The following is a 26,157-nucleotide window of genomic DNA, read 5'->3' as shown; positions in this document are numbered from 1 at the left end:
GCCGCTTTGCGGCCCATCGCGGGACGAGCCCGCTCCCACAGAGCACACGGTGGGAGCGCCTCGTCCGGCGCTGGGGTCTACTCGGGCTCGCGCTTGAACACATAGAACAGATTCGGCTCACTCACCATATACAGCGCCCCCGCCTCATCCATCGCGATCCCTTCCGCCTGCGGCACGCTCTTCGCCAACCCCTGAAAGCCCTTGCGCAACGACAGGCTGCTCAACGGTTTACCCTTCACGTCCAGTTCCAGCACCAGCTGCGACTCGTCCGACAGTGCCAGCAAATGGCCGCTGCGCTCATCGAACTGCAAACTCGACAGGTCGCGCACGAACAACCGTGAATCGCGCTTGCGGTCCTGCACCACATGCACCGCGTACGGCTGCTCCGGGTTGTCGTGCGGAAAGCCATGCACTTCGTAGATCAGCATCGGGTCGCGTTCCTTGGCCACGAACAGGCGCTTGCCTGCTGCATCGAAAGCCAGCCCTTCAAAGCCCTTGTTGCCGTTCAGGCCGATACCCAGGCTCAACTGCTCGGCATCCTTGGCGTCGAGAAACACCGTGTCGTCGTCCAGGTGCACGCGGATCAGCCGCTGCTGGCGTTCGTCGGTAATCACGTAACTGCCGGGGCTGATGTATTCCACCGCCTCCGGGTCGCCAAAGCCAGTCAGCGGCACGCGCCGCAAGATCCGCCCATCGAGCGACAACTCGATCAGTTCGGGGCTCTTGTTGGTGACGGTGAACAGGCTTTTGCGATCCGGGTCGTAGGTCAGGGCCGAGATGTCGTCGTGCAGACCGTCGATCACCCGCGCTTCGAGCACAACCCGGTAGCGGTTCAGGCCGATGCCCTGCTCTACCGGTTGCAGCCAGGTTTTAAGGTTGAACCAGCCGCGCTCGTACAGCCGATAGTGCTGCCCGGCCAGCCCCAGCAGCAGCACTGCCGGCACAACGAGGAACAGGGCGATCGGGGGCAGACGGAAGAAGCGGCGCATTCAGGCAGACTCGACAGGGACCAGCCGCAATATAAGCATGGCCAACTGAAGTGAAGCTTAATGCCAGCATTCGTCCCGCGATGCTCTTAAGGCTTCTTGTAGCGGTAGAACAGGTTCGGCTCGCTGACCATGTACAGCGTGCCCTGCTCATCCATGGCCACGCCTTCGGCCCGTGGAATGCGCTTCTTCAAGCCGTTGAAGCCACCCAGCAAGGTCATGAAGCTGACCTGCTCACCCTGCTCGTTCAGTTCCAGCAGCATGTTCGAGTCGGCCGACAGCACCAGCATGTGCCCGGTGCGCGGGTCGATGCCCAGGGCCGACAGATTGCGCAGGTCGAGTTCGTCGCTGGGTAGCGGCTGCTTGTCGCCGGTCAACGCCGAACGGCCGTCGGTGCTCCAGGTAAACAGCGCCGGCGGGCGCTCTTCGCCCAGCACCAGGCGCTGACGCAGCGGGTCCCAGGCAAGCGCTTCGAACGCCTTGTTCTGATCGGCCGATGGACCCAGGTCGTATTTCGGGAAATCGCCAATGTTCAGCGCCTGGGTGTCCTTGTCGACCGTCACGATCACCAGCAAATGATCGCGCTCGTCGACAATCGCCAGACGCCCGTCGGCCAGCACCGCCACCCCTTCCGGGTTGCTCCAGCCAGTCAGCGGGATTTTGCGCAATACATCGCCGTCCAGGCTCAGTTCGACCAGGAACGGGTGTTTGCCCATGACAGCGAACAGGGTTTTGCTGAACGGGTTGAAGGACAGATCCGAGGCTTCATCGTCCTCCATGCCCGGCAACACCTTGGCATCGATATCGACGACGTAATCCGGCAGCCAGATGCTCGCGCGTTGCTCGGTCTGGCTCAGGAGGTGCTCCTTGACCCAGAGCAAACCACGGTCATCCCAGTGCATGGCAATCGATACGCCATAGCCAATCACGGCCGCCACAGCAATCCAGGTCGACCAGCGACGCAGAAAGGGGCGCTTGGACGCAGACGCCAAGGCAGCGCCCGAGGAATGAGGAATGGCCATGGTGTGTTCCTGCTGTTTTTGCCAGTCGATAACACACTACCGGCACATTCACATGGATAGATTGGCCGCCATTATCCGGATCAATTGTGAAAAAAACGGCAAAACCGAGCAAACGTCGAAAAAGCGGGCAGCCCTCAAGGCTGCCCGCCGAGGTCACCGCACGCGGCTTTCGAAGCGGCTTGCGCCGGGCAGTTCCAGCACCAGCTCATCGCCTGGATTCAGCGGCCCCACACCCACCGGCGTACCGGTCAGAATCACATCGCCGGCCTGCAGCGAGAACTGCGAGGCCATGTGCTGGATCATCGGTACGATCGGGTTGAGCATCAGCGCGCTGTTGCCGTCCTGGCGCACCTGGCCATTGATGGTCAGACGGATGCCAATGTCGGCCAGGTCTTCGAACGTGCTGCCGACCACGAACGGTGGCAGTACGCAGGCGCCGTCGAAGCACTTGGCGCGCTCCCAGGGCAGGCCCTTGTCCTTGAGCTGGGCCTGCAGGTCGCGCAGGGTCAGGTCCAGGGCCGGGGCGAAACCGGAAATGGCATCACACACTTCTTCCTCGGTCGGCTGCGGCGACAGCGACTTGCCGAGCAACACGGCGATCTCCGCTTCGTAGTGCACCGAGCCGCGCTCGGCCGGGATCTTGAAGCCGCCTTCCAGCGGCACCACACAACTGCCCGGCTTGATGAACAGCAACGGCTCGCTGGGGATCGGGTTGTCCAGCTCCTTGGCATGCTCGGCGTAGTTGCGCCCGATGCACACCACCTTGCCCAGGCCAAAGTGAATACGCGTGCCGTCTACATACTGGTGCTGATAGCTCATTACCGACTCCTGGCGTGTAGCTTATTCGAGGGGGAAGATCTTGCCCGGGTTCATGATCCCGTTAGGGTCGAACACCGCCTTGACCGCTTTCATGTAGCCGATTTCGGCCGGCGAACGGCTGTAGGTCAGGTAATCGCGCTTGGTCATACCGACGCCATGCTCGGCGGAAATCGAGCCGTTGTACTTCTCGACGATCTCGAACACCCACTTGTTCACCGTGGCGCACTTGGCAAAGAACTCGTCCTTGCTCAGGTTATCCGGCTTGAGGATGTTCAGGTGCAGGTTGCCATCGCCGATGTGGCCGTACCAGACCACTTCGAAGTCCGGGTAGTTGGCGGCGACAATGCTGTCGATGTCCTTGAGGAACGCTGGCACCTTGGAAACCGTGACCGAGATGTCGTTCTTGTACGGTGTCCAGTGCGAGATGGTCTCGGAGATGTACTCGCGCAGTTTCCACAGGTTTTCCAGTTGCTGCTGGCTCTGGCTCATCACACCGTCGAGCACCCAGCCCTGCTCTACGCACTGTTCGAAGGTGGCCAGGGCATCGTTGGCCACGTCTTCGTTGGCCGCCTCGAATTCCAGCAGCACGTAGAACGGGCAGTCGCGGTCGAACGGCGCCGGCACGTCGCCACGGCCCATGATCTTGGCCAGGGCCTTGTCGGAGAAGAATTCGAAGGCGGTCAGGTCGAGCTTGTCGCGGAAGGCGTGCAGCACCGGCATGATCGAGTCGAAGTCCGGTGTACCGAGCACCATCGCGGTGAGGTTGTTCGGCGCGCGGTCCAGACGCATGGTGGCTTCGACCACGAAGCCCAGGGTGCCCTCGGCGCCGATGAACAGCTGGCGCAGGTCATAGCCGGTGGCGTTCTTGATCAGGTCCTTGTTCAGTTCGAGCAGCTCGCCGGTACCAGTGACCACTTTCAGGCCGGCAACCCAGTTGCGGGTCATACCGTAGCGAATCACCTTGATCCCGCCGGCATTGGTGCCGATGTTGCCGCCAATCTGGCTGGAACCTGCCGACGCGAAGTCCACCGGATAATACAGCCCATGGTCTTCGGCAAAAGCTTGCAGCTGGGCAGTGATCACCCCCGGCTGACAGACGGCCGTGCGGTCGAAGGCGTCGAACGCGAGAATCTGGTTCATGTAGTCGAACGCCACCACCACTTCGCCATTAGCCGCGACGGCTGCCGCCGACAGGCCGGTGCGTCCACCCGAGGGCACCAGCGCCACGCGCTGCCGATTGGCCCAGCGCACAATGGCCTGGACCTGCTCGATGCTCTTGGGGAAGACGATGGCCAGCGGGTCCGGGACGAAGTGCTTGGTCCAGTCCTTGCCATAGGTGTCGAGGGAAATGGCGTCGGTCAATACTTTGCCGGGCTCCACCAGGGTCTTCAACTCATCAATCAACGCAGACTGGGTCATCGACAGAACTCTCGAACTATTCATAGTCACCCTGAGCACACTTCACGTGCCGGGGATGGGCGTTTCCGGGGGTGCATATGCTAGCATACGCCCCCCGCTGATCGCGCTTTGAGCCCGATTCTGCGAGAGCTTCACTTCCCTGCCATTTTTTCTCCGGGACACAGGTTTACGCAGATGAGCAAGACTTCTCTCGATAAGAGCAAGATCAAGTTCCTTCTCCTCGAAGGCGTCCACCAATCCGCCGTGGACGTCCTCAAGGCCGCCGGGTACACCAACATCGAGTACCTCACCGGTTCCCTGCCGGACGCCGAACTGAAGGAAAAGATCGCCGACGCTCACTTCATCGGCATCCGCTCGCGCACCCAACTGACCGAAGAGGTTTTCGACTGCGCCAAGAAACTGGTCGCTGTCGGCTGTTTCTGCATCGGTACCAACCAGGTCGACCTGAACGCTGCCCGCGAACGCGGTATTGCCGTGTTCAACGCACCGTACTCCAACACCCGCTCCGTTGCCGAGCTGGTGCTGGCCGAAGCGATCCTGCTGCTGCGCGGCATCCCGGAGAAAAACGCGTCCTGCCACCGCGGTGGCTGGATCAAGAGCGCGGCCAACTCCTTCGAGATCCGTGGCAAGAAGCTCGGCATCGTCGGCTACGGCTCGATCGGTACCCAGCTGTCGGTACTGGCCGAAGGTCTGGGCATGCAGGTGTTCTTCTACGACACCATCACCAAGCTGCCGCTCGGTAACGCCACCCAGGTAAACGACCTGCACGAGCTGCTGGCGATGTCCGACATCGTGTCGCTGCACGTTCCGGAAACCGCTGCCACGCAGTGGATGATGGGCGAGAAGGAAATCCGTGCAATCAAGAAAGGCGGCATCCTGATCAACGCGGCCCGCGGCACTGTGGTCGAACTGGACCACCTGGCGGCGGCGATCAAGGACAAGCACCTGATCGGCGCAGCCATCGACGTGTTCCCGGTCGAGCCGCGCTCGAACGACGAAGAGTTCGAAAGCCCGCTGCGTGGCCTGGACAACGTGATCCTGACCCCGCACATCGGTGGCTCGACGGCCGAAGCCCAGGCCAACATTGGTCTGGAAGTTGCCGAGAAGCTGGTCAAGTACAGCGACAACGGTACCTCGGTGTCGTCGGTCAACTTCCCGGAGGTGGCCCTGCCGGCGCACCCGGGCAAGCACCGCCTGCTGCACATCCACGAAAACATTCCGGGCGTGCTCAGCGAAATCAACAAAGTGTTCGCCGAAAACGCGATCAACATCTCCGGTCAGTTCCTGCAGACCAACGAGAAAGTCGGTTATGTGGTTATCGACGTGGATGCCGATTACTCGGACCTGGCGCAAGAGAAACTGCAACAGATCAAGGGCACCATCCGTTCCCGCGTGCTGTTCTAACGTTTAGCTGCGACAAAAAAGGGAGGCCTGAGAGCCTCCCTTTTTTATTCTCTCAAAGAGCCGCTCCATCGTGTAGGCGCTGGCTTGCCTGCGCCTACAGGGGCACGGTCACTTCACATTGACGGTAATTTTCTGCGATTCAACGCTCGGCTTGAACGGCACATGGAACTTGTCGCCCAGCACCAGTTGCAGGGTGTGCTTGCCCGGCGTCAGGCTCAGGGTGGTTTCGGTCTGCGCCTTGCCGAAGTGCAGCACGTGCGGGCCGGCCGGCAGTGGCTGGTTGTTTTCCGGCATCAGGCTGGTCGGCAGCACCTGGTCGGCAGCGGGTTCCTGGTCGACATCCACCAGCAAGTGGTGATGGCCAGTGTGCGGGGTCTGATCGCCCGCCGGTTTGAGCGCCATGCCCTCGATGCCGAACTTGACGGTGAAGGTCTTGTCGACCGTCGCGCCATCGGCCGGGGAAACGATGAAGACCTTGGCTCCTGCCGGTGCTGCCTGGCTGGTCAACCCTTCTGCGGCGGCCAGCGCGGATACACCCATCAACAAGCCGGCAATGGCGGCACGCGAAAATAGGCTTTGCATTCACTTCTCCTGTGATTTACTTCAATAACCGTTGCCATTAATACGAATGGCAACCACCCACTACCATAGATCAATTGCACCAGCACGGGTCGACGCTGGCGTGGATAAAAACGTGCCGCGCGGTTAAACATCCAGCGGCTATCGTGGTCCTAAGTGGCGTTCGACCGCGGCATCGTCAGAAAGTCGCGGCGACATCTGGATAATTTAAGGGGCTTAGATGCGTTTCACCATTGGGGTATTACTGGCCATGCTGCTCGGCAGCACCGCCCAGGCCGAACTGATCGACGACGTCAACGACCGCAATGAACTGCGCATTGCCGTCGAGGCCACGACACCGCCCTATAACTTCAAGGACAACGAGCAACTGACTGGCTTCGAGATCGAACTTGGCCAGGCCCTGGCCAGCGAAATGGATCTGGGCGTATCGTTCGTGGTGGTCAGCGATGGCGACCTGCTCGAAGGCGTGGAAAGCGGCCGCTACGATATCGCCCTGAACCAGATTACGCCGACCCCGCAACTCAAGGAGCGCCTGGACTACAGCGAACCCTACCGCGACGACGGGCAGGCCCTGGTGATTCCGTTCCAGAAGGGCAACCCGGCGTTCCACAGCAGCGTCGACCGCGCGCTGCAACGGATCAAGGACGACGGCCGCCTGGAACTGCTGAAGCAGAAGTGGTTTGCGCCTCAAACCAGCAAGGTCAGCCCGCCTTAAGCGTCGAGGGCGGCCAGCGCTTGCGCCGCCGCCTCCAGCTGCAGCTCGCTGAATACCTGCACCCCTTCGCGGCGCAACAGCGCTGTCGTCACCCCTTCGCCGCGGACCTTGGTGCCGCTGAAGGTCCCGTCGTAGGTTTGCAGATTGCCGCACGACGGGCTGCCGGATTTGAGCACGGCGATGCGGATGCCATGCCGGCGCACCAGCGCCAGCGCGATCTGCGCCCCGGCGAGAAACGCCGCGCTGACATCCTCGGCGGTGACCGTCAGCACCTGCGCCTGACCCTCCAGCACCGCGCTGCCCTGCCCCCCGGGAATCTCCGCAGGCGAGCGCGGCGTCGGCAAGCCGCCGGCCACCTCCGGGCACAGCGCCAGCACCCGGCCTTCGCCCTGCCAGCGCTGGAGCATATCGGGATGGCCACTGGCCCGGCCGTCATAGCGCACCGGCTGGCCGAGCAGACAGGCGCTGACCAGTACCTTGTGCACGCTAGAACGGCTCGTTGCCACGGCGACGGAACCAGCCAGTCAGCGACAGCCGCTCGCGGTTGGCCGGCAGCACTTCGTGGGGCACTTCGCCGGAGAGGAACACCACCAGGCAACCGCTGGTCGGCTGCACGTCATGCTCCACGCCGTCCTTGAGGCTCATGCGCAACTGACCACCGTGCTCGGGCAGCCAGCCCTCGTTGAGGTAGATGACCGCCGAAACCATACGCCGGTCATCGTCGCGGAAGCGATCCAGGTGCTTGCGATAGAACGCCCCCGGCGGATACAGGGCAAAGTGGCACTCGAAGTCTTCCAGGCCAAGGAACAGCCCACGGTTGAGCGCTTCGCGCAGGCTGTCCATCAGTTGCAGATACTGATCGCAGGGCTCTGACTCGCCCGGTTCCAGCCAGCGGATGTGATCGCCGCGGATACCCTCGCGCACTTCCTGCGCCTGGCCTCGGCCGACCGCGGCCGGCGCCAGCTCGCCCTCGGCTTCGCGACGGCGACAGTCGGCAGCCAGCGCTGCGCTGAGCGCTGCCGGGAGAAAAACGTCGTGCTGCGACCAGCCATGGGTGGCCAGGTCGTCGACAATGCGTGTCAGCAGCGGGTGATCAGAGGATATGTGCATGGCGCGCATAGTATCCATCCGCATGAAAAACCGACAGCGCCACTTGGCCGAGAGTATGCAATGGCGTCTCGACAAAGCCCCGCCGGGCCACGGACAATAGCGGCCTGCCGACAGGAGTCCTGAATGCGCCGTTTGTTTTTTCTGCTGATGATGATCTGCACCACGCCTGTCCTTGCAGACACTCTCGACCAACTCTACAAGGTCGCCGGGTGGCCAGAGCAGCGCGCCCACTTTACCGACGCCCTCGATGCCGCCCAGCAGCGCTATCGCAACAGCCTGCCGCCTGCGGTTTTCCAGGCGCTGGTCAATAACAGCAACCAGCGCTTCGAGCCCAAGGCGGTCGACAAGCGGGCGGCCGCACAGCTGCGCGCCAAACTCGGCGACCCAGCGCCAGCGCTGGCGTTCTTCCAGTCACCGCTGGGGCGCAAGATCGTTGCCGCCGAACTCCTCGCTACCCGCCGCGACCAACTGGCGAAAAACGCCAAGGGCCTGCCGAAGATCCAGGCCAGCGACAATCGCCTGCTGATCATCGGCCACCTGGCCCAGGCGCTGCCGGCCCGCGAGGCCGGTGCCGAAGTGAGCCTGGCGATCGCCGGCGTGGCTGCCGACAGCCTCAGTCAGATGATCCCCGGCCTGCTTGGTGGCGGTCAGGCCCAGGGCATGCTCGACGGGCAGCGCGAGCGGCTGATGCAGCAGATTGCCGCCGACCTGAACAACACCTTGCTCTACGTCTACCGCGACCTTTCCGACGACGAGCTGGAAGCGTTCGCCACCTTTGCCGAGTCCACCGAGGGCAAGGCCTATTACGCCGCAGCCCTGGCGGCGATCCGCGCCGGCCTGGCCGTCGGCCAGAGCAGCGCCGACCTCAAGTGATCAACCCAGGCGCTGCTCGATGAAATCGAAGTAGCGCTGGCGGATCGCCGGCAGTTCGTTGATCAGGTGATGCCGCGCCTCCGGCAACAGGAGGATCTGAGGTTGCTCGAACTTGGCCTTGAGCACATCGAGGTTATGCGGCCAGTCCACGGTCATGTCGGCCTCACCCTGGATCACCAGCGGCCGGCGCGGGCTGTGCGGCGCCGCCTCGATACGCTTGACCCAGTCCACCAGCGCCCCCACCCAGGCGGTCGGCAGCCGCCGCGGTTGCAGCGGGTCGGCCTGGAGGAATGGCAGGAAGGTCGGGTCATTGCTGTTCTCGCTGAAGCGCCGCTCGATGCCGTTGACGAAATGGCGCAGCACCCGATAGCTGAACCTCGACCAGCGCCAGGCGCGTGGCCGCACCAGCGGTGCAAGCAGGATGGTTTCGCCCTGCACCGGGCTGGCGTGGCCGTGGTACAGCAGGTGGTCGATGACGATGGCGCCGCCAGTGCTCTGCCCGAACAGATGCCAGGGCTGCGGCAGGTGCAGGCAGCGCGCCTGTTCGAACAGGGCGTCGAGCATCTGCTGGTAGATGGCGAAATCGGCGATGCTGGCCCGCGCGCCGCTGGACAGGCCGTGGCCAGGCAGGTCGCAGGCGATCACCGCGAGGTTTTGCGTCAGCGCCCAGTCAACCGCGTGACGGTAGAGGCCCATGTGATCGTAGAAGCCGTGCAGCAACACCAGCGTGCCGCTGGGCTTTGGCGGGCACCAGACCTGGCCGACCAGGTCGAAGCCGCTGATCTGGAAGCCGCCCAGCCAACTGCTGATCGCGGGGTGCTGCCTGACGAGATCGAGACCGTAGAAACGCTGGTAGGCCTGTGCCTCGGCCGACAGGGGCTGGCGCGCCGCCAACGCTGGCAGGCGGGCACGCAGGGCGTCGGGTTGGAACATCACAGGCATAAACGGTTTCCGGGCAGAGCAAAGGATTGACCTGTGATATTCATCTGTCGCCGAAGGCGTGGCAAGCTGTTCGGGCCTCATCGCGGGACCAGCCCCCACAACGGCACCACGGCAAGGCTCTTCTGTGGAAGCGGGCGAGTCCCGCGATGCTCTCGAACTCAATACGGACTCACTAATGCCCACTGGAAGAAACCTGCTCAGCGCCCTCGCCCTACTGCTCTGCGCCGCCGGCCTGTGGTGGGCCTACGACAGTTTCCAGAGCCGCTACCTGCGCCCCTTCGACAACCAGACCGCGCTGTTCAGCGGCGCTGACCTGCGCCTGCCAGCCAGCATCGCCGGCCCGGGGCCGATCCGCCTGGTGCATTTCTGGGACCCGGCCTGCCCGTGCAACGTCGGCAACCAGCAGCACCTGGCCGAGCTGATCGCGCACTATGCGCCGCAGGGCGTCGCGTTCTACGTGGTGCAGAAAGCCGGCAGCCACGGCCAGCTACCGGCCAGTCTGGCCGCCCTGAAGCCGCTGCCGAGCCTGCCCGGCGCCGAGCACCTGCCGGCCAGCCCGGCCGTGGCGATCTGGGACCGCAACGGCGAGCTGGCCTACTTCGGCCCCTACAGCGAAGGCGCTACCTGCAACGCCAGCAACAGTTTCATCGAGCCGGTCCTCCTGGCGCTGAGCCAGGGCCGCGCGCTGAATGTCACCCAGACCCTCGCCGTAGGCTGCTACTGCCCCTGGACGGGCAGCTAGGACGCCGCCCTGGGCAAGTCCTCGCACGCCCGCACATGTGCCGCATCGACATCGCCAATCAACTGCGCATAGCGGCGTAGCGGCAGCGGCACGGCGATCACCGCATGAGTGTCCAGCAGATCGCCCGGCAGCTTCGCCGAGACCACGATGAAGCTGCCGGGCGGGATGACCGCAGGCTCGGTATAGCGGCCACTGTTGACGTCGAAAACACCTGGGCCACCGAGGAGTTTCCAGACTGCATTTTTCGGGTCGATCGGCCCGGCCTTCCCCCTCAGTTCGAACTGCACGGTGCCCTTCTCCGGTGTGCTGTTGTCACTCAGATACAGCGTCGCGCCTGCCGGGCGGTTATAGATGAGCACGTGGAGGGTGCTTTGCACTACCTGGTCGCCACAGGCCTGACTGACCTCAATCCGGTCCAGCGCAAACGGCACATCCGGATCGCTGCTGCCGCCAGCGGTGTACAGGCGTTTATCCGGCTCGCCCGGCACACCTTCGAGCCGGGACCCCCACTCGCGACTGATCACCTGCCACTTCAACGGCCCGCCGTCCAGCGCCTGCGCCAATAGTTCGCGGGACTCGCCAGGCGTGCAGCACTCCAGCACCGGGTTGGCCACAATCACGTTTTCAATCACCGATACCAGCGCCGAGCTCTGCACCGGAAGCCCCTGCAAGACCCCGCGCGCGGTCACGACGAAGCTGGCCTGACCATCGCGCAAGCGGTCCGCCGATGGCGCGCGGAACAGCCCGTCCGGGCTGATCGCAGCGTCCAGCAGCGCATGGCTGCGCGTATCCCTTACGCTCCAGCTCAGCTGTTCCGGCCGGGGCGTGATGCTGAACTGGAGCTGAGTACCCGCCGCCACGACCTTGTTCGTCGGCGACAGCACGGTGCTGGTGCGCAGCGGATCGATCTCGCCAAACAATGCCAGGTCGCCAGGCACGAAGGCTTCCGTCAGTTGCAAGGCGTTATGCCCTGGAAACAGCAGGTTGCGCAGCAGGAAGGTGTCCAGCGCAGGCACGCTCAGGTTGCGCAGAACCCCCCGCAACTGCGGCTCGAAGAAGCCCTGGACCTTAGCCCGCATGGCCCGCTCGACATCGCCCAGATCGGGCAGCCAGCCGGCATCGCAGCTCATGCGGGTCAGCAGCCGCGAGCGCTGCTCGTTACGCTGAAAAGTCACCACACCGGTATGCTGGTCCAGGCCAATATCGAGCAGCACCTGGTAATCACAAACGAATCGGATCTCGCCATGGTGCCACTCGCTGACGGATGGCCAGGCCCAGTTCACCACGCGGCTGAAGGGGCTCAGGTAGTTCTTGCTCCAGCGGCAGACCATCTGTTTGCCAAGGCCTTCCAGGGTCAACGCCGGCCCATTGCTGTCGGGCCCGAAGCGCGCATTCAGGTCGGTGCTGAAGCGGCAATCGAAATCAAAGGCGCGGGTCTTGTAGTCGTAGACGAACGCGTGCTCGATGCCCCCGGCGCTAGCGTGCAGGCGCCAGGCCTTGTCCTGGCCGCCGGTATAATCGGGAAACTCGATACCATGGCCGATATCGGCCACGGCCTGCGCCCGCACGATGCTGCCGAACAATACCCGACTCGACAGATACAACGCCCCGGTAAAACGCACACCGTTGCCGTCGGCCGGCAAGAGGTACTGCGAGGCATGGCTGGGGTACGACTGGCCATCCTTGCCGCCGGCCAGGGTGATGAACAGCATCACCGCCCCTTCGCCATACTGCAGGTCGCCGACCGCGGCTTCGGGGTTGGCCTTCATGGTCCGGATCTCGAAGTGCGAAGGCGTCAACGGCCCGTTCAGATCGCCTGTCACCCGGCCCAGCGAGTAGACCTTGCGCGCCGGCTCCAGGCTGTCGAAGTACGCCTTGAAGCGCCTGCCGACCTCGGCCTGCGCCAGCTCACCAAGCACAAAGTTGGCCATGAAGGTGTCGGCATTGCCCAGGTCGATCAGCACCTCGCCGGTGCCCTTGAGCTGCGCCTTGGTGAGTGGCTGCGTCATCCACACCTGCGGACCGCCGACCGGCAGGATGTGCAGGATCCGGGCGACGGCGGCAGGCAGGCCACCATGCTTGCGGGTACTGACGATGGTTCCGCCGATCATGTCAAGGGTCAGTCGGGCCTGGGCATTGGCGGCGGGGTCGGCGCTTTCGAAAGACAGCCGGGGTGCGCCGAAACGCAGGTCATAAATATGCTCCTTGTAGGAGCCGTCGCCCCACCTGGCGGTAAAGGACGCAGGCTTGATCACGCCCTCATGCGTAAGGAACCGCTCGATATAGTGTTGATACAGCAGCTCGTTGGCCTTGCGTTGGTCGTACAGGGTGATGGCATCCCAGCCATGGGTCACCGATCTCCCTTGCAGCTCGCCGACCAGTTCCGTTAGTGACTTCTTGCTCATGACGCGGCCCTCACTCATTGAGTGTTGTGTCTGTTGCCCCGTGAAGCCGGGGCAACAGTCTATTGAGCAGGCGCCGGATTAAGCCGAAGGAGGGATTTCCTGCCGGGCATCGCAGCAGGACGCTGGCCGGTGAGCACTTGCGGTTTTCCGCTCAGGTTCATTCGATCCGCCACTGCTGCCGATGGGTTACCGTGCAGCGTCTATCCTCTGTGCGAAATGGATCGAGCGACGCGCGGAACAACCCCTGCCTTTGCAAGCAACAAGGAGCCTTGATGAAACGCAGCCTCACCCTTCTTGCAGTCGCCATCGCCGCACTGGCCGGCGGTGGTTACTGGTATGTGCAGGGCAAGCAGCCACAACGTGACGGCGAAGTCGCGTTGCGCGGCCTGCAGGCGCCGGTCAGCGTGCGCTACGACCAGCGTGGCGTGCCGCACCTGCAAGCGCAGAACGAAGCCGACCTGTACCGCGCCCTGGGTTATGTGCACGCCCAGGACCGGCTGTTCCAGATGGAGATCTCGCGGCGCCTGGCCCGTGGCGAACTGGCCGAAGTGCTCGGGCCCAAACTGGTCGAGACCGACACCCTGTTCCGCAGCCTGCGCATCGCCGAACAGGCCGAGCTGACGGTGGCCCGGCAGAACAAGCAGTCGCCCGCCTGGCTGGCCTTGCAGGCCTACCTGGACGGGGTGAACGCCTGGCAGGACAGCCACCCGAAACCGCTCGAGTTCGATCTGCTGGGTATCGAGCGGCGGCCGTTCACCGCGCAGGACACCCTGAGCATCGCTGGATTCATGGCCTACAGCTTTGCCGCCGCGTTCCGCACCGAGCCGCTACTGACCTTTATCCGTGACCAGTACGGCGCCGACTACCTGCGGGTGTTCGACCTCGACTGGCAGCCGGCGGGCGCGCTGCCAGCGCCGCCGCGGCTGGCTGCGGCCGACTGGACAGCCCTCGGCAAGCTGGCGCGGGTCAGCCAGCAGGCGCTTGAGGACGCTGGCTTGCCACAGTTCGAAGGCAGCAACGCCTGGGTCGTCAGTGGCCAGCGCACCCAAAGCGGCAAGCCGTTGCTGGCCGGCGACCCGCACATCCGCTTCGCGGCGCCTTCGGTGTGGTACGAGGCCGAGCTGTCGGCGCCGGGGTTCAACCTGTATGGCTACCACCAGGCGCTCAACCCGTTTGCCTCGCTCGGGCACAACCGTGATTTCGGTTGGAGCCTGACCATGTTCCAGAACGACGATATCGACCTGATCGCCGAGCAGGTCAACCCGGACAACCCCGAACAGGTGAAGATCAACGGCCAGTGGCAACCGCTGACGCGCAGCGAACAGCAGATCAAGGTCAAGGGCGAGGCCCCGGTCAGCATCACCCTGCGCCGCTCGCCGCACGGCCCGATCGTCAATACCGCCCTGGGCAAGGAGGTCGGCACGACTCCCGTGGCCATGTGGTGGGCGTTCCTGGAAACCGAGAACCCGATTCTCGAGGGCTTCTACGCCGTCAACCGCGCCGACAGCCTGGACAAGATGCGCCGCGCGGCCGCGCAGATCCAGGCACCGGGGTTGAACCTGGTGTGGGCCAACGCGCGTGGCGACATCGGCTGGTGGGCCGCGGCGCAGTTGCCGATTCGGCCGCCGGGGGTGAACCCGGCATTCATCCTCGACGGCAGTACCGCGCAGGCCGACAAGCTTGGCTTCTACCCGTTCAGCGCCAACCCGCAGCAGGAGAACCCGGCCAGTGGCTATATCGTCTCGGCCAACTTCCAGCCGGTGTCGCCGACCGGCATGGAGATTCCGGGCTACTACAACCTCGCCGACCGCGGCCGGCAGTTGAATCGGCAGTTGGCCGACAACGCGGTGAAATGGGACCTGCACAACAGCCAGGCGCTGCAACTGGGCACGGCCACCGATTATGGCCCACGCACCCTCGGACCGCTGCTGGCGGTGCTGCGCGAGGTGGTCGACGACGCGCAGGAGCGCGAACTGGTCGAACAGCTGGCGGCATGGCGCGGTGATTACCCGCTGGATTCGCTGAGTGCGACGGTATTCAGCCAGTTCCTCTATGAGTTCGCCCGCGCGGCGATGCACGACGAGCTGGGCGATGCCTGGTTCGACACGCTACTGTCGACGCGGGTACTGGATGCGGCATTGCCACGCCTGGCCGCGGATGTCGATTCGCCGTGGTGGGACGTACAGGGCAGCAACGAGCATGGCAGCCGCGCGGCGACCGTGAAGCGGGCCTGGGGCAATAGCCTGGCGCATTTGCGCCAGACCCTCGGCAAGGACCCGGCAGACTGGCAGTGGGGCAAGGCGCATACCTTGACCCATGGGCATCCGCTGGGCCTGCAAAAGCCGTTGAACCTGTTGTTCAACGTCGGGCCGTTTGCCGCGCCAGGTAGCCATGAGGTGCCGAACAACCTGTCGGCGAAGGTGGGGCCGGCACCGTGGGCGGTGACCTATGGGCCGTCGACACGGCGGCTGGTGGATTTTGCCGATACGGGCACAGCGTTGAGCATCAATCCGCTGGGGCAAAGCGGCGTGCTATTTGATCGGCATTATCGCGATCAGGCGCAGGATTACATCGAGGGCAGGTATCAGCGGGCGCTGATGGGGCTGGCAGGGGAAACGGAGGGGACGTTGCGCCTGGTGCCCTAGCGGGCCGCGTTGCGGCCCATCGCGGGACCAGCCCGCTCCCACAAAGCACCGTAGTACCCTGTGGGAGCCGGCTGGTCCCGCGATGGGGCCTTCAGATCACACCGAAACAGCCGCCGGTGCGCGACGCACGTCCGGTTGTTTCCACGAATCCGCAGCGCTCTCGTCGATCGCCTGCTGAATGGCACGCTTGCGACGCTCTTCCGCCCGACGGCTGAAGTACCAGACAAAGAAGGTCACGATCGACACGCTGAGCAGGATCAGGCTGGCCACCGCGTTGATCTCCGGCTTCACGCCCAGACGCACCGCCGAGAACACTTCCATCGGCAAGGTGGTCGAACCCGGACCGGAAACGAAGCTGGCCAACACCAGGTCGTCCAGCGACAGGGCAAACGACATCATGCCGCCCGCCGCCAACGACGGCGCAATCATCGGGATGGTGATCAGGAAGAACACCTTCCACGGCCGCGCCCCCAGGTCCATCGCCGCTTCTTCGATCGACAGGTCCAGTTCACGCAGACGCGCCGACACCACGACCGCCACATAGGCCGCACAGAACGTGGTGTGCGCGATCCAGATGGTGACAATGCCACGCTCCTGCGGCCAACCGATCATCTGCGCCATGGCCACGAACAGCAGCAACAGCGACAGGCCGGTGATCACCTCGGGCATGACCAGCGGTGCCGTGACCAGGCCACCGAACAGCGTACGGCCCTTGAAGCGGGTGACCCGGGTCAGCACGAAGGCCGCCAGGGTGCCCAGCGCCACCGCGGCAATCGCGGTGTAGCAGGCGATTTCCAGCGAGCGCATCACCGAGCCCATCAGCTGGCTGTTATCCAGCAGGCCGACATACCATTTCACCGACCAGCCGCCCCACACCGTCACCAGCTTGGAGGCGTTGAACGAATAGATCACCAGGATCAGCATGGGCAGGTAGATGAACAACAAGCCCAGAATCAACATCAGTTTGGAGAAACTGTAACGCTTCATGCCCTGCCCTCCATCTCTTTGGCCTGACTACGGTTGAAGAGCAGAATCGGCACGATCAGGATCGCCAGCATCACCACCGCCAGGGCAGACGCCACCGGCCAGTCGCGGTTGTTGAAGAACTCCTGCCACAACACTTTACCGATCATCAGGGTTTCCGGGCCGCCGAGCAGCTCAGGAATCACGAACTCGCCCACCACCGGGATGAACACCAGCATGCAGCCGGCAATGATGCCGTTCTTCGACAGCGGCACGGTGATCTTCCAGAAGCTGTTGAAGGTGCTCGAACCCAGGTCCGAAGCCGCTTCCAGCAGACTCGAATCGTGTTTCACCAGGTTGGCGAACAACGGCAGGATCATGAACGGCAGGTACGAGTAGACCACCCCGATGTACACCGCGAGGTTGGTGTTGAGGATCTGCAACGGCTGATCGATCAGCCCCAGCCACATCAGGAAGGCATTGAGCAGGCCGTTGTTGCTGAGGATACCCATCCAGGCATACACGCGAATCAGGATCGCCGTCCAGGTCGGCATCATGATCAGCAGCAACAGCACGGTCTGGATGTCCTTGCGCGCGTTAGCGATGGCATAGGCCATCGGGTAGCCGATCAGCAGGCAGAGGATGGTGCTGAAGAACGCCATCTTCAACGAGCCGAGGTAGGCCGAGATGTACAACTCGTCCTCGGTCAGCAGGCCATAGTTGGCCAGGTTCAGCACCACTTGCAGCTTGTCTTCGACGTAGCTGTAGATCTCGGTGTATGGCGGGATCGCCACATCGGCTTCGGCAAAGCTGATCTTCAGGACGATGAAGAACGGCAGCATGAAGAACAGGAACAGCCAGATAAACGGAACGCCAATGACCAGATGACGACCTTCAGGCGTTATTCGGTTGAGGGCTCGCTTGAGCTTGCGCATGTTCATGACCGCAGTACCACGCCGCTGTCGTCTTCCCACCAGACGTAGACCTGATCATCCCAGGTCGGACGGGTGCCCTGGCGTTCGGCGTTGGCGACGAACGATTGCACCACCTTGCCGCTTGGCAACTCGACGTAGAACACCGAGTGACCGCCCAGGTAGGCGATGTCGTGGACCTTGCCGCGCGACCAGTTATGCTCGCAGTTCGGCTGTTCGGTGGTCACCAGCAGTTTTTCCGGCCGCAGCGCGTAGGTGATGCGCTTGTCTTCCACCGAGGTGGTGACGCCGTGGCCCACGTAGATGTTGCGCTCAAGCTCGGAGCTGGCAATCAGCGCGTGGCCTTCGGCATCGTCGACCACTTCGCCTTCGAACAGGTTGACGTTGCCGATGAACTCGCAGACCAGACGGCTGACCGGGGTCTCGTAGATGTCGATCGGGCTGCCGATCTGGGCAATCCAGCCCAGGTGCATGATGGCAATGCGCTGGGCCATGGTCATGGCCTCTTCCTGGTCGTGGGTGACCATGACGCAGGTCACGCCCACGCGCTCGATGATCTCGACCAGCTCCAACTGCATCTGCGAGCGCAGTTTCTTGTCCAGCGCGCCCATCGGCTCGTCGAGCAGCAGCAGTTTCGGCCGCTTGGCCAGGGAGCGGGCCAGGGCCACCCGCTGACGCTGGCCACCGGACAGTTGGTGCGGCTTGCGCTTGGCATACTGGGTCATGTGCACCAGCTTGAGCATCTCGGCCACGCGGGCGTCGATCTCGCTCTTGGACATCTTGTCCTGCTTCAGGCCAAAGGCAATGTTGTCCGCCACGCTCATGTGCGGGAACAGCGCGTAGGACTGGAACATCATGTTGATCGGCCGCTCGTAGGGCGGCATATCGGTGATGTCTACACCATCGAGGAAGATGCGCCCTTCGGTCGGCCGTTCGAAACCGGCCAGCATGCGCAGCAAGGTGGATTTGCCGGAACCTGAGCCGCCAAGCAGGGCGAAGATCTCACCCTTCTTGATTTCGAGGGACACATCGTCCACTGCGACGGTTTCGTCGAATTTTTTCGTGACCCGGTCGATTTTGACCAACACCTGCTTAGGTTGCTGGTCGCCCTCGAGGGCTTTCTTATAGGCACCGGAGGCAACTGCCATTTGTGAAACTCCCAACAAGATTTTTTGCAGCCCGCCCCTGCCGTGACGAGCCCTGGATATTTATTTGCCCGACTTGACCTTGGTCCAGCTACGGGTCATCAGACGCTGCACCTTGGGGGGCAGCTCCGAGTTGACGTACAACTTGTCCAGCACCTCTTGCGGTGGGTAAACCGCTGCGTCGGTTCGCACGCTCTGGTCCATCAGGTCGCCAGCCTTTTGATTCGGGTTGGCGTAACCGACGTAATCGCTGACCTGAGCAATGACCTCAGGTTTAAGCAAATAGTTGATAAAGGCATGGGCCTCTTTGACGTTGGTGGAATCCTTGGGGATCGCCAGCATGTCGAACCAGAGGTTGCCGCCTTCCTTGGGAATCACATAGGCCACTTCCACACCCTTGCCGGCTTCCTCGGCACGGGACTTGGCCTGGAACACATCGCCGGAGAAACCGGCGGCCACGCAGATGTCGCCGTTGGCCAGGTCCGAGATGTATTTCGAGGAATGGAAGTAGGTCACGTAAGGACGCACCGCCAGCAGCTTCTTCTCGGCCTCGGCGTAGTCCTTGGGATGGGTACTGTTGGGGTCGCGCCCCATGTAGTTGAGCACCGCTGGCAGCATCTCGTCGGCCGAATCGAGGAAGGCCACGCCGCAGGCGGAGAGCTTCTTGATGTTTTCCGGCTCGAACAGCATGGCCCAGGAGTCGATCTTGTCGGTGCCGAGCACCGCCTTGACCTTCTCGACGTTGTAGCCGATGCCGTTGGTACCCCACAGGTAGGGCACCGCGTACTGGTTGCCCGGATCGTTCTTTTCCAGACGCTGCATCAGCGCCGGATCGAGGTTCGCATAGTTCGGCAGCAGCGCCTTGTCGAGCGTCTGGAACGCGCCCGCCTTGATCTGCTTGCCGAGGAAATGGTTGGACGGCACCACCACGTCATAGCCGGTACGTCCGGCCAGCAGCTTGCCTTCCAGGGTTTCATTGGAGTCGAAGACATCCTGCACCGGTTTGATCCCGGTGGCTTTTTCGAAATCCGCGAGGGTGGTCTGGCCGATGTAGTCCGACCAGTTGTAAATGTGCACCGTGGGCGCCGCTTGGACGCTGATCGCCAGCGTCATACCCGCGCCAGCCATGAGGGCCTTGCGGAATACAGAGTTAGACAAGTGGGAAGTCCTCTACAAAAGTGCCCATGTCATGCGGCAGACATTCCTGCCGGATAACCAAACCGGCGCGCAACTTACCTTCGATACACCCATCCAGCAAAAAGAATTTGCCGGTTAGCCCCGATCGGGCGCTGTTTTTACCAGCACCCGCCGGGAAAACCGGGTTTATTTGCCCGATTTGATCTTGGTCCAGCTACGCGTGATGACACGCAGGGTTTTGGCATCCAGGTCGCTGATGGCGTACAGCTGCTTCTTCACTTCGGCCGGCGGATAGATGCTCGGGTCGCCAGTGATGTCCTTGTCCACCAGCGGGGTCGCCGCCTTGTTGCCGTTCGGGAAGCGTACGGCGTTGGTGATCTTGGCCATGACTTCCGGCTGCAGCAGGTAGTTCATGAACTGATAGGCCGCGTCGACGTTGGTTGCATCCTTGGGAATGGCAACCATGTCGTAGAAGGTGCCGGCACCTTCCTTAGGAATGGTGTAGGCCAGTTTGACCTTGTCGCCAGCCTCGTGAGCACGGGCCTTGGACTGCTCCAGGTCACCCGAGTAACCGACGGCGACGCAGATGTTGCCGTTGGCCAGGTCCGAGATGTACTTGGAGGAGTGGAAGTAGCCGATCGACGGACGTACCTTGAGGAACAGCGCTTCGGCCTCGTCCAGTTGCTTTTTGTCCTTGGTGTCGGTTGGGTAGCCCAGGTAGTGCAGGGCTGCCGGGATCATCTCGGTCGGTGCGTCGAGGAAGCTCACGCCGCAGCTTTTCAGCTTCTCGATGTTTTCCGGCTTGAACACGGCATCCCACGAATCGATCTTGTCGACGCCCAGCGCCGCCTTGACCTTCTCCGGGTTGTAGCCGATGCCGATTGAACCCCACATGTATGGGAAGGCGTGCTTGTTGTCCTTGTCGCTGGCGTCGCCGACGGCCTTGAGCAGGTCTTCGTCGAGGTTCTTCCAGTTGGACAGCTTGGAGCGGTCCAGCTCCTGATAGACGCCAGCCTTGATCTGCTTGGCCAGGAAGTTGTTCGACGGCACGACCACATCGTAGCCCGACTTGCCGGCGAGCAGCTTGGCTTCCAGGGTTTCGTTGCTGTCGAAGACGTCGTAGACGACCTTGATACCGGTCTGCTTCTCGAAATCGGCCACGGTATCCGGGGCGATGTAGTCGGACCAGTTGTAGACGTGCAGAACCTTGTCATCCGCCTGAACAGCACCGGCCACCAGCCCCGCCAGGGACATGGCCAACAGCGTCTTGCCCAATTTCTTCATGCGTAATGCTCCAGAATTTTTATATAAAGCCATCTGTTCAGCGGCCGGCTCTTTCGGCACAAGCACTGGGCGACTGAAACAGCCGCTAGTCTGGCAAGTTACAGGGCGCTCTTTCAAGGAAACCGCACCCTGTTGCCGCAGCCCACCCAACGCTCAGCCTAGCACCTGGTCATTTCACTGCTTCGAGCGTCAGGTCCAGGCACTTGCGGGCCTTTTCCACCAGCTCGTCGATCTCTGCGCGGCTGATCACCAGCGGCGGCGCAATGATCATGGTGTCGCCCACGGCGCGCATGATCAGGCCGTTGTCGAAGCAATGCTGACGGCAGATCATGCCGACGCCCTTGCCCTCGTAACGGCTGCGCGTGGCCTTGTCTTTCACCAGCTCGATCGCACCGAGCATGCCCAGGCCACGGACCTCGCCCACCAGCGGGTGATCGTTGAGCTCGCGCAGACGCTTTTGCAAATACGGTGCCGTTTCCTCTTTGACGCGCTCGATAATTTTTTCTTCGCGCAGGATCCGCAGGTTCTCCAGCGCCACGGCGGCAGCCACCGGGTGCCCCGAGTAGGTGAAGCCATGGTTGAAGTCGCCACCTTGGCTGACCACCTTCGCCACCTCGTCACGCACGATCACACCGCCCATGGGGATGTAACCGGAGGTGAGACCCTTGGCGATGGTCATCAGGTCGGGCTTGAGGCCGTAGTAATCGGAGCCGAACCACTCGCCGGTACGACCGAAACCGCAGATCACTTCGTCGGCAACGAACAGGATGTCGTACTTGGCGAGGATCTCCTTGACCTTCGGCCAGTAGCTGGCCGGTGGAATGATCACTCCACCGGCGCCCTGGATCGGCTCGGCGATAAAGGCAGCGACGTTGTCTTCACCAACTTCGAGAATCTTCTTCTCCAGCTGTTCGGCGGCCCATACGCCAAACTCGGCCTCGCTCATGTCGCCGCCTTCGCCGAACCAGTACGGCTGCGGGATGTGGACGATGCCCGGAATCGGCAGGTCGCCCTGCTCGTGCATCCCGGACATGCCGCCCAGGCTCGCGCCGGCCACGGTGGAACCGTGGTAGCCGTTGACCCGGCCGATGATCACCTTCTTGTCTTTCTTGCCCTTGATCGCCCAGTAATGGCGAACCAGGCGCAGCACGGTGTCGTTACCCTCGGAGCCGGAGCCAGTGAAGAACACGTGGCTCATGCCGTCGGGCGCCACGTCGGCGATCACCTTGGCCAACTCCAGCGCCGGCGGATGCGCGGTCTGGAAGAACAGGTTGTAGTACGGCAGCTCGCGCATCTGCTGGCTGGCCGCATCGGCCAGTTCGTCGCGGCCGTAGCCGACCGCCACGCACCACAGACCAGCCATGCCGTCGAGGATCTTGTTGCCCTCGCTGTCCCACAAGTACACACCTTCGGCCTTGGTGATAATCCGTGGGCCCTTTTCTTTCAGCTGCTGGTAGTCGCTGAACGGCGCCAGGTGATGATCACGACTCAGGTCTTGCCACTCGCGGGTTTGCGGGTTCTTGACGCTCATGTGCTTCTCCATTGACTGGCGGCCGCCTCCAGCGGCCCCGGGTTTCTCAGACCGCGAACAGCAGGAACTCACGTTCCCAGGAGCTGATTACGCGCTTGAAGTTCTCGTGCTCGGCGCGCTTGGTAGCGACATAACCGGCAATAAATTTCTTGCCCAGGTATGGCTCCAACGCGCTGCAGTTTTCCATGCGTTCCAGGGCATCCTCGATGGTCAACGGCAGGCGCAGGTTGCGCCGCTCGTAGCCACGGCCAACCACCGGGGCGCTCGGTTCAAGGCCTTCGACCATGCCGATGAAACCGCACAGCAGGCTGGCGGCGATGGCCAGGTACGGGTTGGCATCCGCGCCCGGCAGGCGGTTTTCCACGCGGCGGTTCTGCGGGCCGGCATCCGGCACGCGCAGGCCGACGGTGCGGTTTTCCTCGCCCCACTCGACGTTCACCGGCGCCGAGGTGTCGGGCAAGAAGCGGCGGAACGAGTTGACGTTCGGGGCGAACAGCGGCAACACCACCGGGATGTATTTCTGCAGGCCGCCCACGTGATTGAGGAACAGCTGGCTCATGCTGCCATCTTCATTGGAGAAGATGTTCTTGCCGGTGTTCACGTCGATGATGCTCTGGTGCAGGTGCATGGCGCTGCCCGGCTCGCCGGTCATCGGCTTGGCCATGAAGGTGGCGGCGACGTTGTGCTTGAGCGCGGCCTCGCGCATGGTGCGCTTGAACACCAGGATCTGGTCGGCCAGCGACAGCGCGTTGCCGTGACGGAAGTTGATTTCCATCTGCGCGGTGCCGTCTTCGTGGATCAGCGTGTCGAGGTCCAGGTTCTGCAGTTCGCACCAGTCGTAGACATCCTCGAACAGCGGATCGAATTCGTTGGCCGCTTCGATGGAGAACGACTGACGGCCGGTTTCCGGACGGCCGGAGCGGCCAATCGGCGGCTGCAGCGGGAAGTCCGGGTCTTCGCAGCGCTTGGTCAGGTAGAACTCCATTTCCGGCGCGACAATCGGCTGCCAGCCCTTGTCGGCATAGAGTTTCAACACCTTCTTGAGCACGTTGCGCGGCGACAGCTCGACCGGGTTGCCCTTCTTGTCATAGGTGTCGTGGATCACCTGCGCGGTGGGCTCGATGGCCCAGGGCACGAGAAACACCGCGTTCTCGTCGGGGCGGCAGATCATGTCGATATCGGCCGGGTCGAGCAGCTCGTAATAGATGTCGTCATCGACATAGTCGCCAGTAACCGTCTGCAGCAGCACGCTTTCCGGCAGGCGCATGCCTTTCTCGGCGATGAACTTGTTGGTTGGCGAGATCTTGCCCCGGGTGATCCCGGTGAGGTCGCTGATCAGACATTCGACTTCGGTGATCTTGTGCTCTTTCAACCAATCGGTGAGCTGGTCGAGGTTGTTACTCATAAATACCTCAGGAGGTAAATGACCCGATTCCCGCGGGAGCCGGGCGCTTTGACGCGGTGGCGTCAGTGTGTACTGCCCAGAGTGGCCAGGAGGTCCGCAATAGACCGTCGCTGACATTCTGGATGGCGCTGTGCACTAAAGCAAAAACCGGGCGCAGCCAGACCGTCACGGCTGTTGCCCGCCGCAGGGGCAGGACCGCTATAGTGAGAAGAAGCGAAAGTCGGGAGGGCGCCGAGAAGACGCAGGCCGGGCTGGCCGTCAACTATATTGGCCAGGGCGGCAGAGGCGCCCAGGGCATGCGCCGGACGCTGCATCAGACCACCTGGGTGGGACGCGAGCGGGCCGGTCTGCCTGGTGCAGACGGTGACGCCGTTGATCGGCTGGCGAGACATATGAACCCCGGTATTATTGATGTTATGGGTTGCAGCCGAGCTTAGCCTTGTTCATTTTTTTACACAACACCCCCGTAAAAAATAGAACACGGCCCGCTCAACGTTGCCTGTGGTCGCCGGCCGGCGCCCTTGCAGACGCCCCCAATTGCAGCAAAAATGCCGCTTGAGCGCCGTTTTAGGGCATCATGGGGCTTGCTTGACTTCAGCATGGCTTTCCGATTGACTGGGGTCGCAAGCCCCCATTGATTGATATTTTTAACAACAAAGGTGTTGCATCATGTCGGTACCCCCGCGTGCCGTTCAGCTTAACGAAGCGAACGCGTTCCTTAAGGAACATCCTGAGGTTCTCTACGTTGACCTTCTGATTGCAGATATGAATGGTGTGGTGCGCGGCAAGCGCATCGAGCGCACCAGCCTCCACAAGGTTTACGAGAAAGGCATCAACCTGCCGGCCTCCCTCTTCGCACTCGACATCAACGGCTCCACGGTCGAAAGCACCGGCCTTGGCCTGGACATCGGCGATGCCGACCGGATCTGCTACCCGATCCCGGGCACCCTGTCCAACGAACCCTGGCAGAAGCGCCCGACTGCGCAGCTGCTGATGACCATGCACGAACTTGAAGGCGAGCCGTTCTTTGCCGACCCGCGGGAAGTCCTGCGCCAGGTGGTGAGCAAGTTCGACGAGATGGGCCTGACCATCTGCGCCGCGTTCGAGCTGGAGTTCTACCTGATCGACCAGGAAAACGTGAACGGCCGTCCACAGCCGCCACGCTCGCCGATTTCCGGCAAACGCCCGATCTCGACCCAGGTCTACCTGATCGACGACCTCGACGAATACGTCGATTGCCTCCAGGACATCCTCGAAGGTGCCAAGGAGCAAGGGATCCCGGCCGACGCCATCGTCAAGGAAAGTGCCCCGGCGCAGTTCGAAGTGAACCTGCACCATGTCGCCGACCCGATGAAAGCCTGCGATTACGCGGTGCTGCTCAAGCGTCTGATCAAGAACATCGCCTACGACCATGAGATGGACACCACCTTCATGGCCAAGCCGTATCCTGGCCAGGCGGGCAATGGTCTGCATGTGCATATTTCGGTGCTGGACAAGGATGGCAAGAACATCTTTACCAGCGAGGATCCCGAGCAGAACGCCGCATTGCGTCACGCGATCGGCGGTGTGCTCGAGACCCTGCCGGCGTCGATGGCGTTCCTCTGCCCGAACGTCAACTCGTACCGCCGTTTTGGTGCCCAGTTCTATGTGCCCAACTCGCCGAGCTGGGGCCTGGACAACCGTACTGTGGCGTTGCGCGTACCGACCGGTTCGGCGGATGCGGTGCGTATCGAACACCGCGTTGCCGGTGCCGATGCCAACCCGTACCTGCTGCTGGCGGCGGTGCTGGCCGGCGTTCACCATGGTTTGACCAACCAGATCGAACCGGGCGAGCCAACCGAGGGCAACTCCTACGAGCAGAACGAGCAGAGCCTGCCGAACAACCTGCGCGATGCACTGCGCGAGCTGGACGACAGCGAAGTCATGGCCAAGTACATAGATCCGAAGTACATCGATATCTTCGTGGCCTGCAAGGAAAGCGAGCTGGAGGAGTTCGAGCACTCCATCTCCGACCTTGAGTACAACTGGTATCTGCATACCGTTTAAGGCTTGAGGGCCTGATCGCGGGACGAGTCGGGGCGCCGCACCGGCGCTCCGAC

22 protein-coding genes are annotated in these 26,157 nt (G+C 62.6%); 6 read left to right on the top strand and 16 right to left on the bottom strand.

Annotated elements, in window-relative coordinates:
* Positions 1 to 77 precede the first annotated feature (77 nt).
* The 4 genes from DCO48_RS15930 to DCO48_RS15915 form a co-directional block, all read right to left on the bottom strand.
* The gene (locus DCO48_RS15930) at positions 78 to 989 is read right to left on the bottom strand and encodes an SdiA-regulated domain-containing protein (protein ID WP_116551575.1); all 912 of its coding nucleotides are present in this window, start codon (positions 987 to 989) and stop codon (positions 78 to 80) included.
* Positions 990 to 1,075: 86 nt separating this feature from the next.
* On the bottom strand, positions 1,076 to 2,008 hold the full coding sequence (locus DCO48_RS15925; protein ID WP_116551574.1) for an SdiA-regulated domain-containing protein: 933 nt from the start codon (positions 2,006 to 2,008) through the stop codon (positions 1,076 to 1,078).
* A 153-nt stretch (positions 2,009 to 2,161) separates the two neighbouring features.
* Positions 2,162 to 2,827: a fumarylacetoacetate hydrolase family protein gene (locus tag DCO48_RS15920; RefSeq protein WP_116551573.1), complete on the bottom strand. Its 666-nt coding sequence runs from the start codon at positions 2,825 to 2,827 to the stop codon at positions 2,162 to 2,164.
* Between the two features lie 21 nt (positions 2,828 to 2,848).
* Entirely contained in the window at positions 2,849 to 4,246 is a 1,398-nt protein-coding gene (locus tag DCO48_RS15915) for an FAD-binding oxidoreductase (RefSeq protein WP_165840783.1), read from the bottom strand.
* Between the two features lie 174 nt (positions 4,247 to 4,420).
* Between DCO48_RS15915 and serA the strand changes: the two genes are divergently transcribed.
* On the top strand, positions 4,421 to 5,650 hold the full coding sequence (gene serA, locus DCO48_RS15910) for a phosphoglycerate dehydrogenase (protein ID WP_116551571.1): 1,230 nt from the start codon (positions 4,421 to 4,423) through the stop codon (positions 5,648 to 5,650).
* Between the two features lie 108 nt (positions 5,651 to 5,758).
* Here serA and DCO48_RS15905 read toward each other — a convergent pair whose 3' ends face one another.
* The gene (locus DCO48_RS15905) at positions 5,759 to 6,232 is read right to left on the bottom strand and encodes a DUF4399 domain-containing protein (protein WP_116551570.1); all 474 of its coding nucleotides are present in this window, start codon (positions 6,230 to 6,232) and stop codon (positions 5,759 to 5,761) included.
* A 217-nt stretch (positions 6,233 to 6,449) separates the two neighbouring features.
* Here DCO48_RS15905 and DCO48_RS15900 point away from each other — a divergent pair, with 217 nt between their 5' ends.
* Positions 6,450 to 6,944, top strand: a complete 495-nt coding sequence (locus DCO48_RS15900; protein ID WP_116551569.1) for a transporter substrate-binding domain-containing protein — start codon at positions 6,450 to 6,452, stop codon at positions 6,942 to 6,944.
* Here DCO48_RS15900 and DCO48_RS15895 read toward each other — a convergent pair.
* On the bottom strand, positions 6,941 to 7,429 hold the full coding sequence (locus DCO48_RS15895; RefSeq protein WP_116551568.1) for a DUF523 domain-containing protein: 489 nt from the start codon (positions 7,427 to 7,429) through the stop codon (positions 6,941 to 6,943). The two genes, DCO48_RS15900 and DCO48_RS15895, sit on opposite strands and share 4 nt — an antisense overlap.
* A gap of 1 nt (position 7,430) precedes the next feature.
* Entirely contained in the window at positions 7,431 to 8,063 is a 633-nt protein-coding gene (locus DCO48_RS15890; RefSeq protein ID WP_116551567.1) for a 2OG-Fe(II) oxygenase, read from the bottom strand.
* A gap of 114 nt (positions 8,064 to 8,177) precedes the next feature.
* On the opposite strand from DCO48_RS15890, the gene DCO48_RS15885 reads away from it, so the two are divergent.
* The gene (locus tag DCO48_RS15885) at positions 8,178 to 8,927 is read left to right on the top strand and encodes a DUF2059 domain-containing protein (RefSeq protein WP_116551566.1); all 750 of its coding nucleotides are present in this window, start codon (positions 8,178 to 8,180) and stop codon (positions 8,925 to 8,927) included.
* On the opposite strand, the gene DCO48_RS15880 is transcribed toward DCO48_RS15885, so the two are convergent.
* On the bottom strand, positions 8,928 to 9,869 hold the full coding sequence (locus tag DCO48_RS15880) for an alpha/beta hydrolase (RefSeq protein WP_116551565.1): 942 nt from the start codon (positions 9,867 to 9,869) through the stop codon (positions 8,928 to 8,930).
* 175 nt (positions 9,870 to 10,044) lie between these two features.
* On the opposite strand from DCO48_RS15880, the gene DCO48_RS15875 reads away from it, so the two are divergent.
* Complete coding sequence (locus tag DCO48_RS15875) at positions 10,045 to 10,611, top strand: DUF6436 domain-containing protein (RefSeq protein ID WP_116551564.1); 567 nt, start codon at positions 10,045 to 10,047, stop codon at positions 10,609 to 10,611.
* Here the strand turns inward: DCO48_RS15875 and DCO48_RS15870 are convergent.
* Entirely contained in the window at positions 10,608 to 13,016 is a 2,409-nt protein-coding gene (locus tag DCO48_RS15870; RefSeq protein WP_116551563.1) for a hypothetical protein, read from the bottom strand. The two genes, DCO48_RS15875 and DCO48_RS15870, sit on opposite strands and share 4 nt — an antisense overlap.
* A gap of 272 nt (positions 13,017 to 13,288) precedes the next feature.
* On the opposite strand from DCO48_RS15870, the gene DCO48_RS15865 reads away from it, so the two are divergent.
* Positions 13,289 to 15,661 carry a penicillin acylase family protein gene (locus DCO48_RS15865; protein ID WP_116551562.1) on the top strand — a complete coding sequence of 791 codons (2,373 nt, stop codon included), beginning with the start codon at positions 13,289 to 13,291 and terminating at the stop codon, positions 15,659 to 15,661.
* Between the two features lie 96 nt (positions 15,662 to 15,757).
* Here DCO48_RS15865 and DCO48_RS15860 read toward each other — a convergent pair whose 3' ends face one another.
* The 7 genes from DCO48_RS15860 to DCO48_RS15830 all read right to left on the bottom strand — a co-directional run bounded on the left by DCO48_RS15860 (position 15,758) and on the right by DCO48_RS15830 (position 24,058).
* Positions 15,758 to 16,648, bottom strand: coding sequence for an ABC transporter permease subunit (locus DCO48_RS15860; RefSeq protein ID WP_116551561.1), 891 nt, complete (start codon positions 16,646 to 16,648; stop codon positions 15,758 to 15,760).
* On the bottom strand, positions 16,645 to 17,565 hold the full coding sequence (locus DCO48_RS15855; protein WP_116551560.1) for an ABC transporter permease subunit: 921 nt from the start codon (positions 17,563 to 17,565) through the stop codon (positions 16,645 to 16,647). The genes DCO48_RS15860 and DCO48_RS15855 overlap by 4 nt, the downstream gene beginning before the upstream one ends.
* Positions 17,562 to 18,704 carry an ABC transporter ATP-binding protein gene (locus DCO48_RS15850; RefSeq protein ID WP_116551559.1) on the bottom strand — a complete coding sequence of 381 codons (1,143 nt, stop codon included), beginning with the start codon at positions 18,702 to 18,704 and terminating at the stop codon, positions 17,562 to 17,564. Before DCO48_RS15850 ends, DCO48_RS15855 begins: the two co-directional genes overlap by 4 nt.
* Positions 18,705 to 18,764: 60 nt before the next feature.
* A complete protein-coding gene (locus tag DCO48_RS15845; protein ID WP_116551558.1) occupies positions 18,765 to 19,859 on the bottom strand; it encodes a polyamine ABC transporter substrate-binding protein in 1,095 nt (364 codons plus the stop codon).
* 165 nt (positions 19,860 to 20,024) lie between these two features.
* Positions 20,025 to 21,122 carry a polyamine ABC transporter substrate-binding protein gene (locus DCO48_RS15840; protein ID WP_116551557.1) on the bottom strand — a complete coding sequence of 366 codons (1,098 nt, stop codon included), beginning with the start codon at positions 21,120 to 21,122 and terminating at the stop codon, positions 20,025 to 20,027.
* 169 nt (positions 21,123 to 21,291) lie between these two features.
* Positions 21,292 to 22,653 (bottom strand): aspartate aminotransferase family protein, encoded by a 1,362-nt coding sequence (locus DCO48_RS15835; protein ID WP_116551556.1) that lies wholly within the window; start codon positions 22,651 to 22,653, stop codon positions 21,292 to 21,294.
* A 46-nt stretch (positions 22,654 to 22,699) separates the two neighbouring features.
* Positions 22,700 to 24,058 (bottom strand): glutamine synthetase family protein, encoded by a 1,359-nt coding sequence (locus DCO48_RS15830; protein WP_116551555.1) that lies wholly within the window; start codon positions 24,056 to 24,058, stop codon positions 22,700 to 22,702.
* A gap of 669 nt (positions 24,059 to 24,727) precedes the next feature.
* Here DCO48_RS15830 and DCO48_RS15820 point away from each other — a divergent pair.
* A complete protein-coding gene (locus DCO48_RS15820) occupies positions 24,728 to 26,104 on the top strand; it encodes a glutamine synthetase family protein (protein WP_116551553.1) in 1,377 nt (458 codons plus the stop codon).
* Positions 26,105 to 26,157: the final 53 nt, after the last annotated feature.

The organism is Pseudomonas sp. SDI, assembly GCF_003105155.1.
Lineage (GTDB): Bacteria > Pseudomonadota > Gammaproteobacteria > Pseudomonadales > Pseudomonadaceae > Aquipseudomonas.
This window is presented reverse-complemented; position numbering and strand designations above follow the sequence as displayed.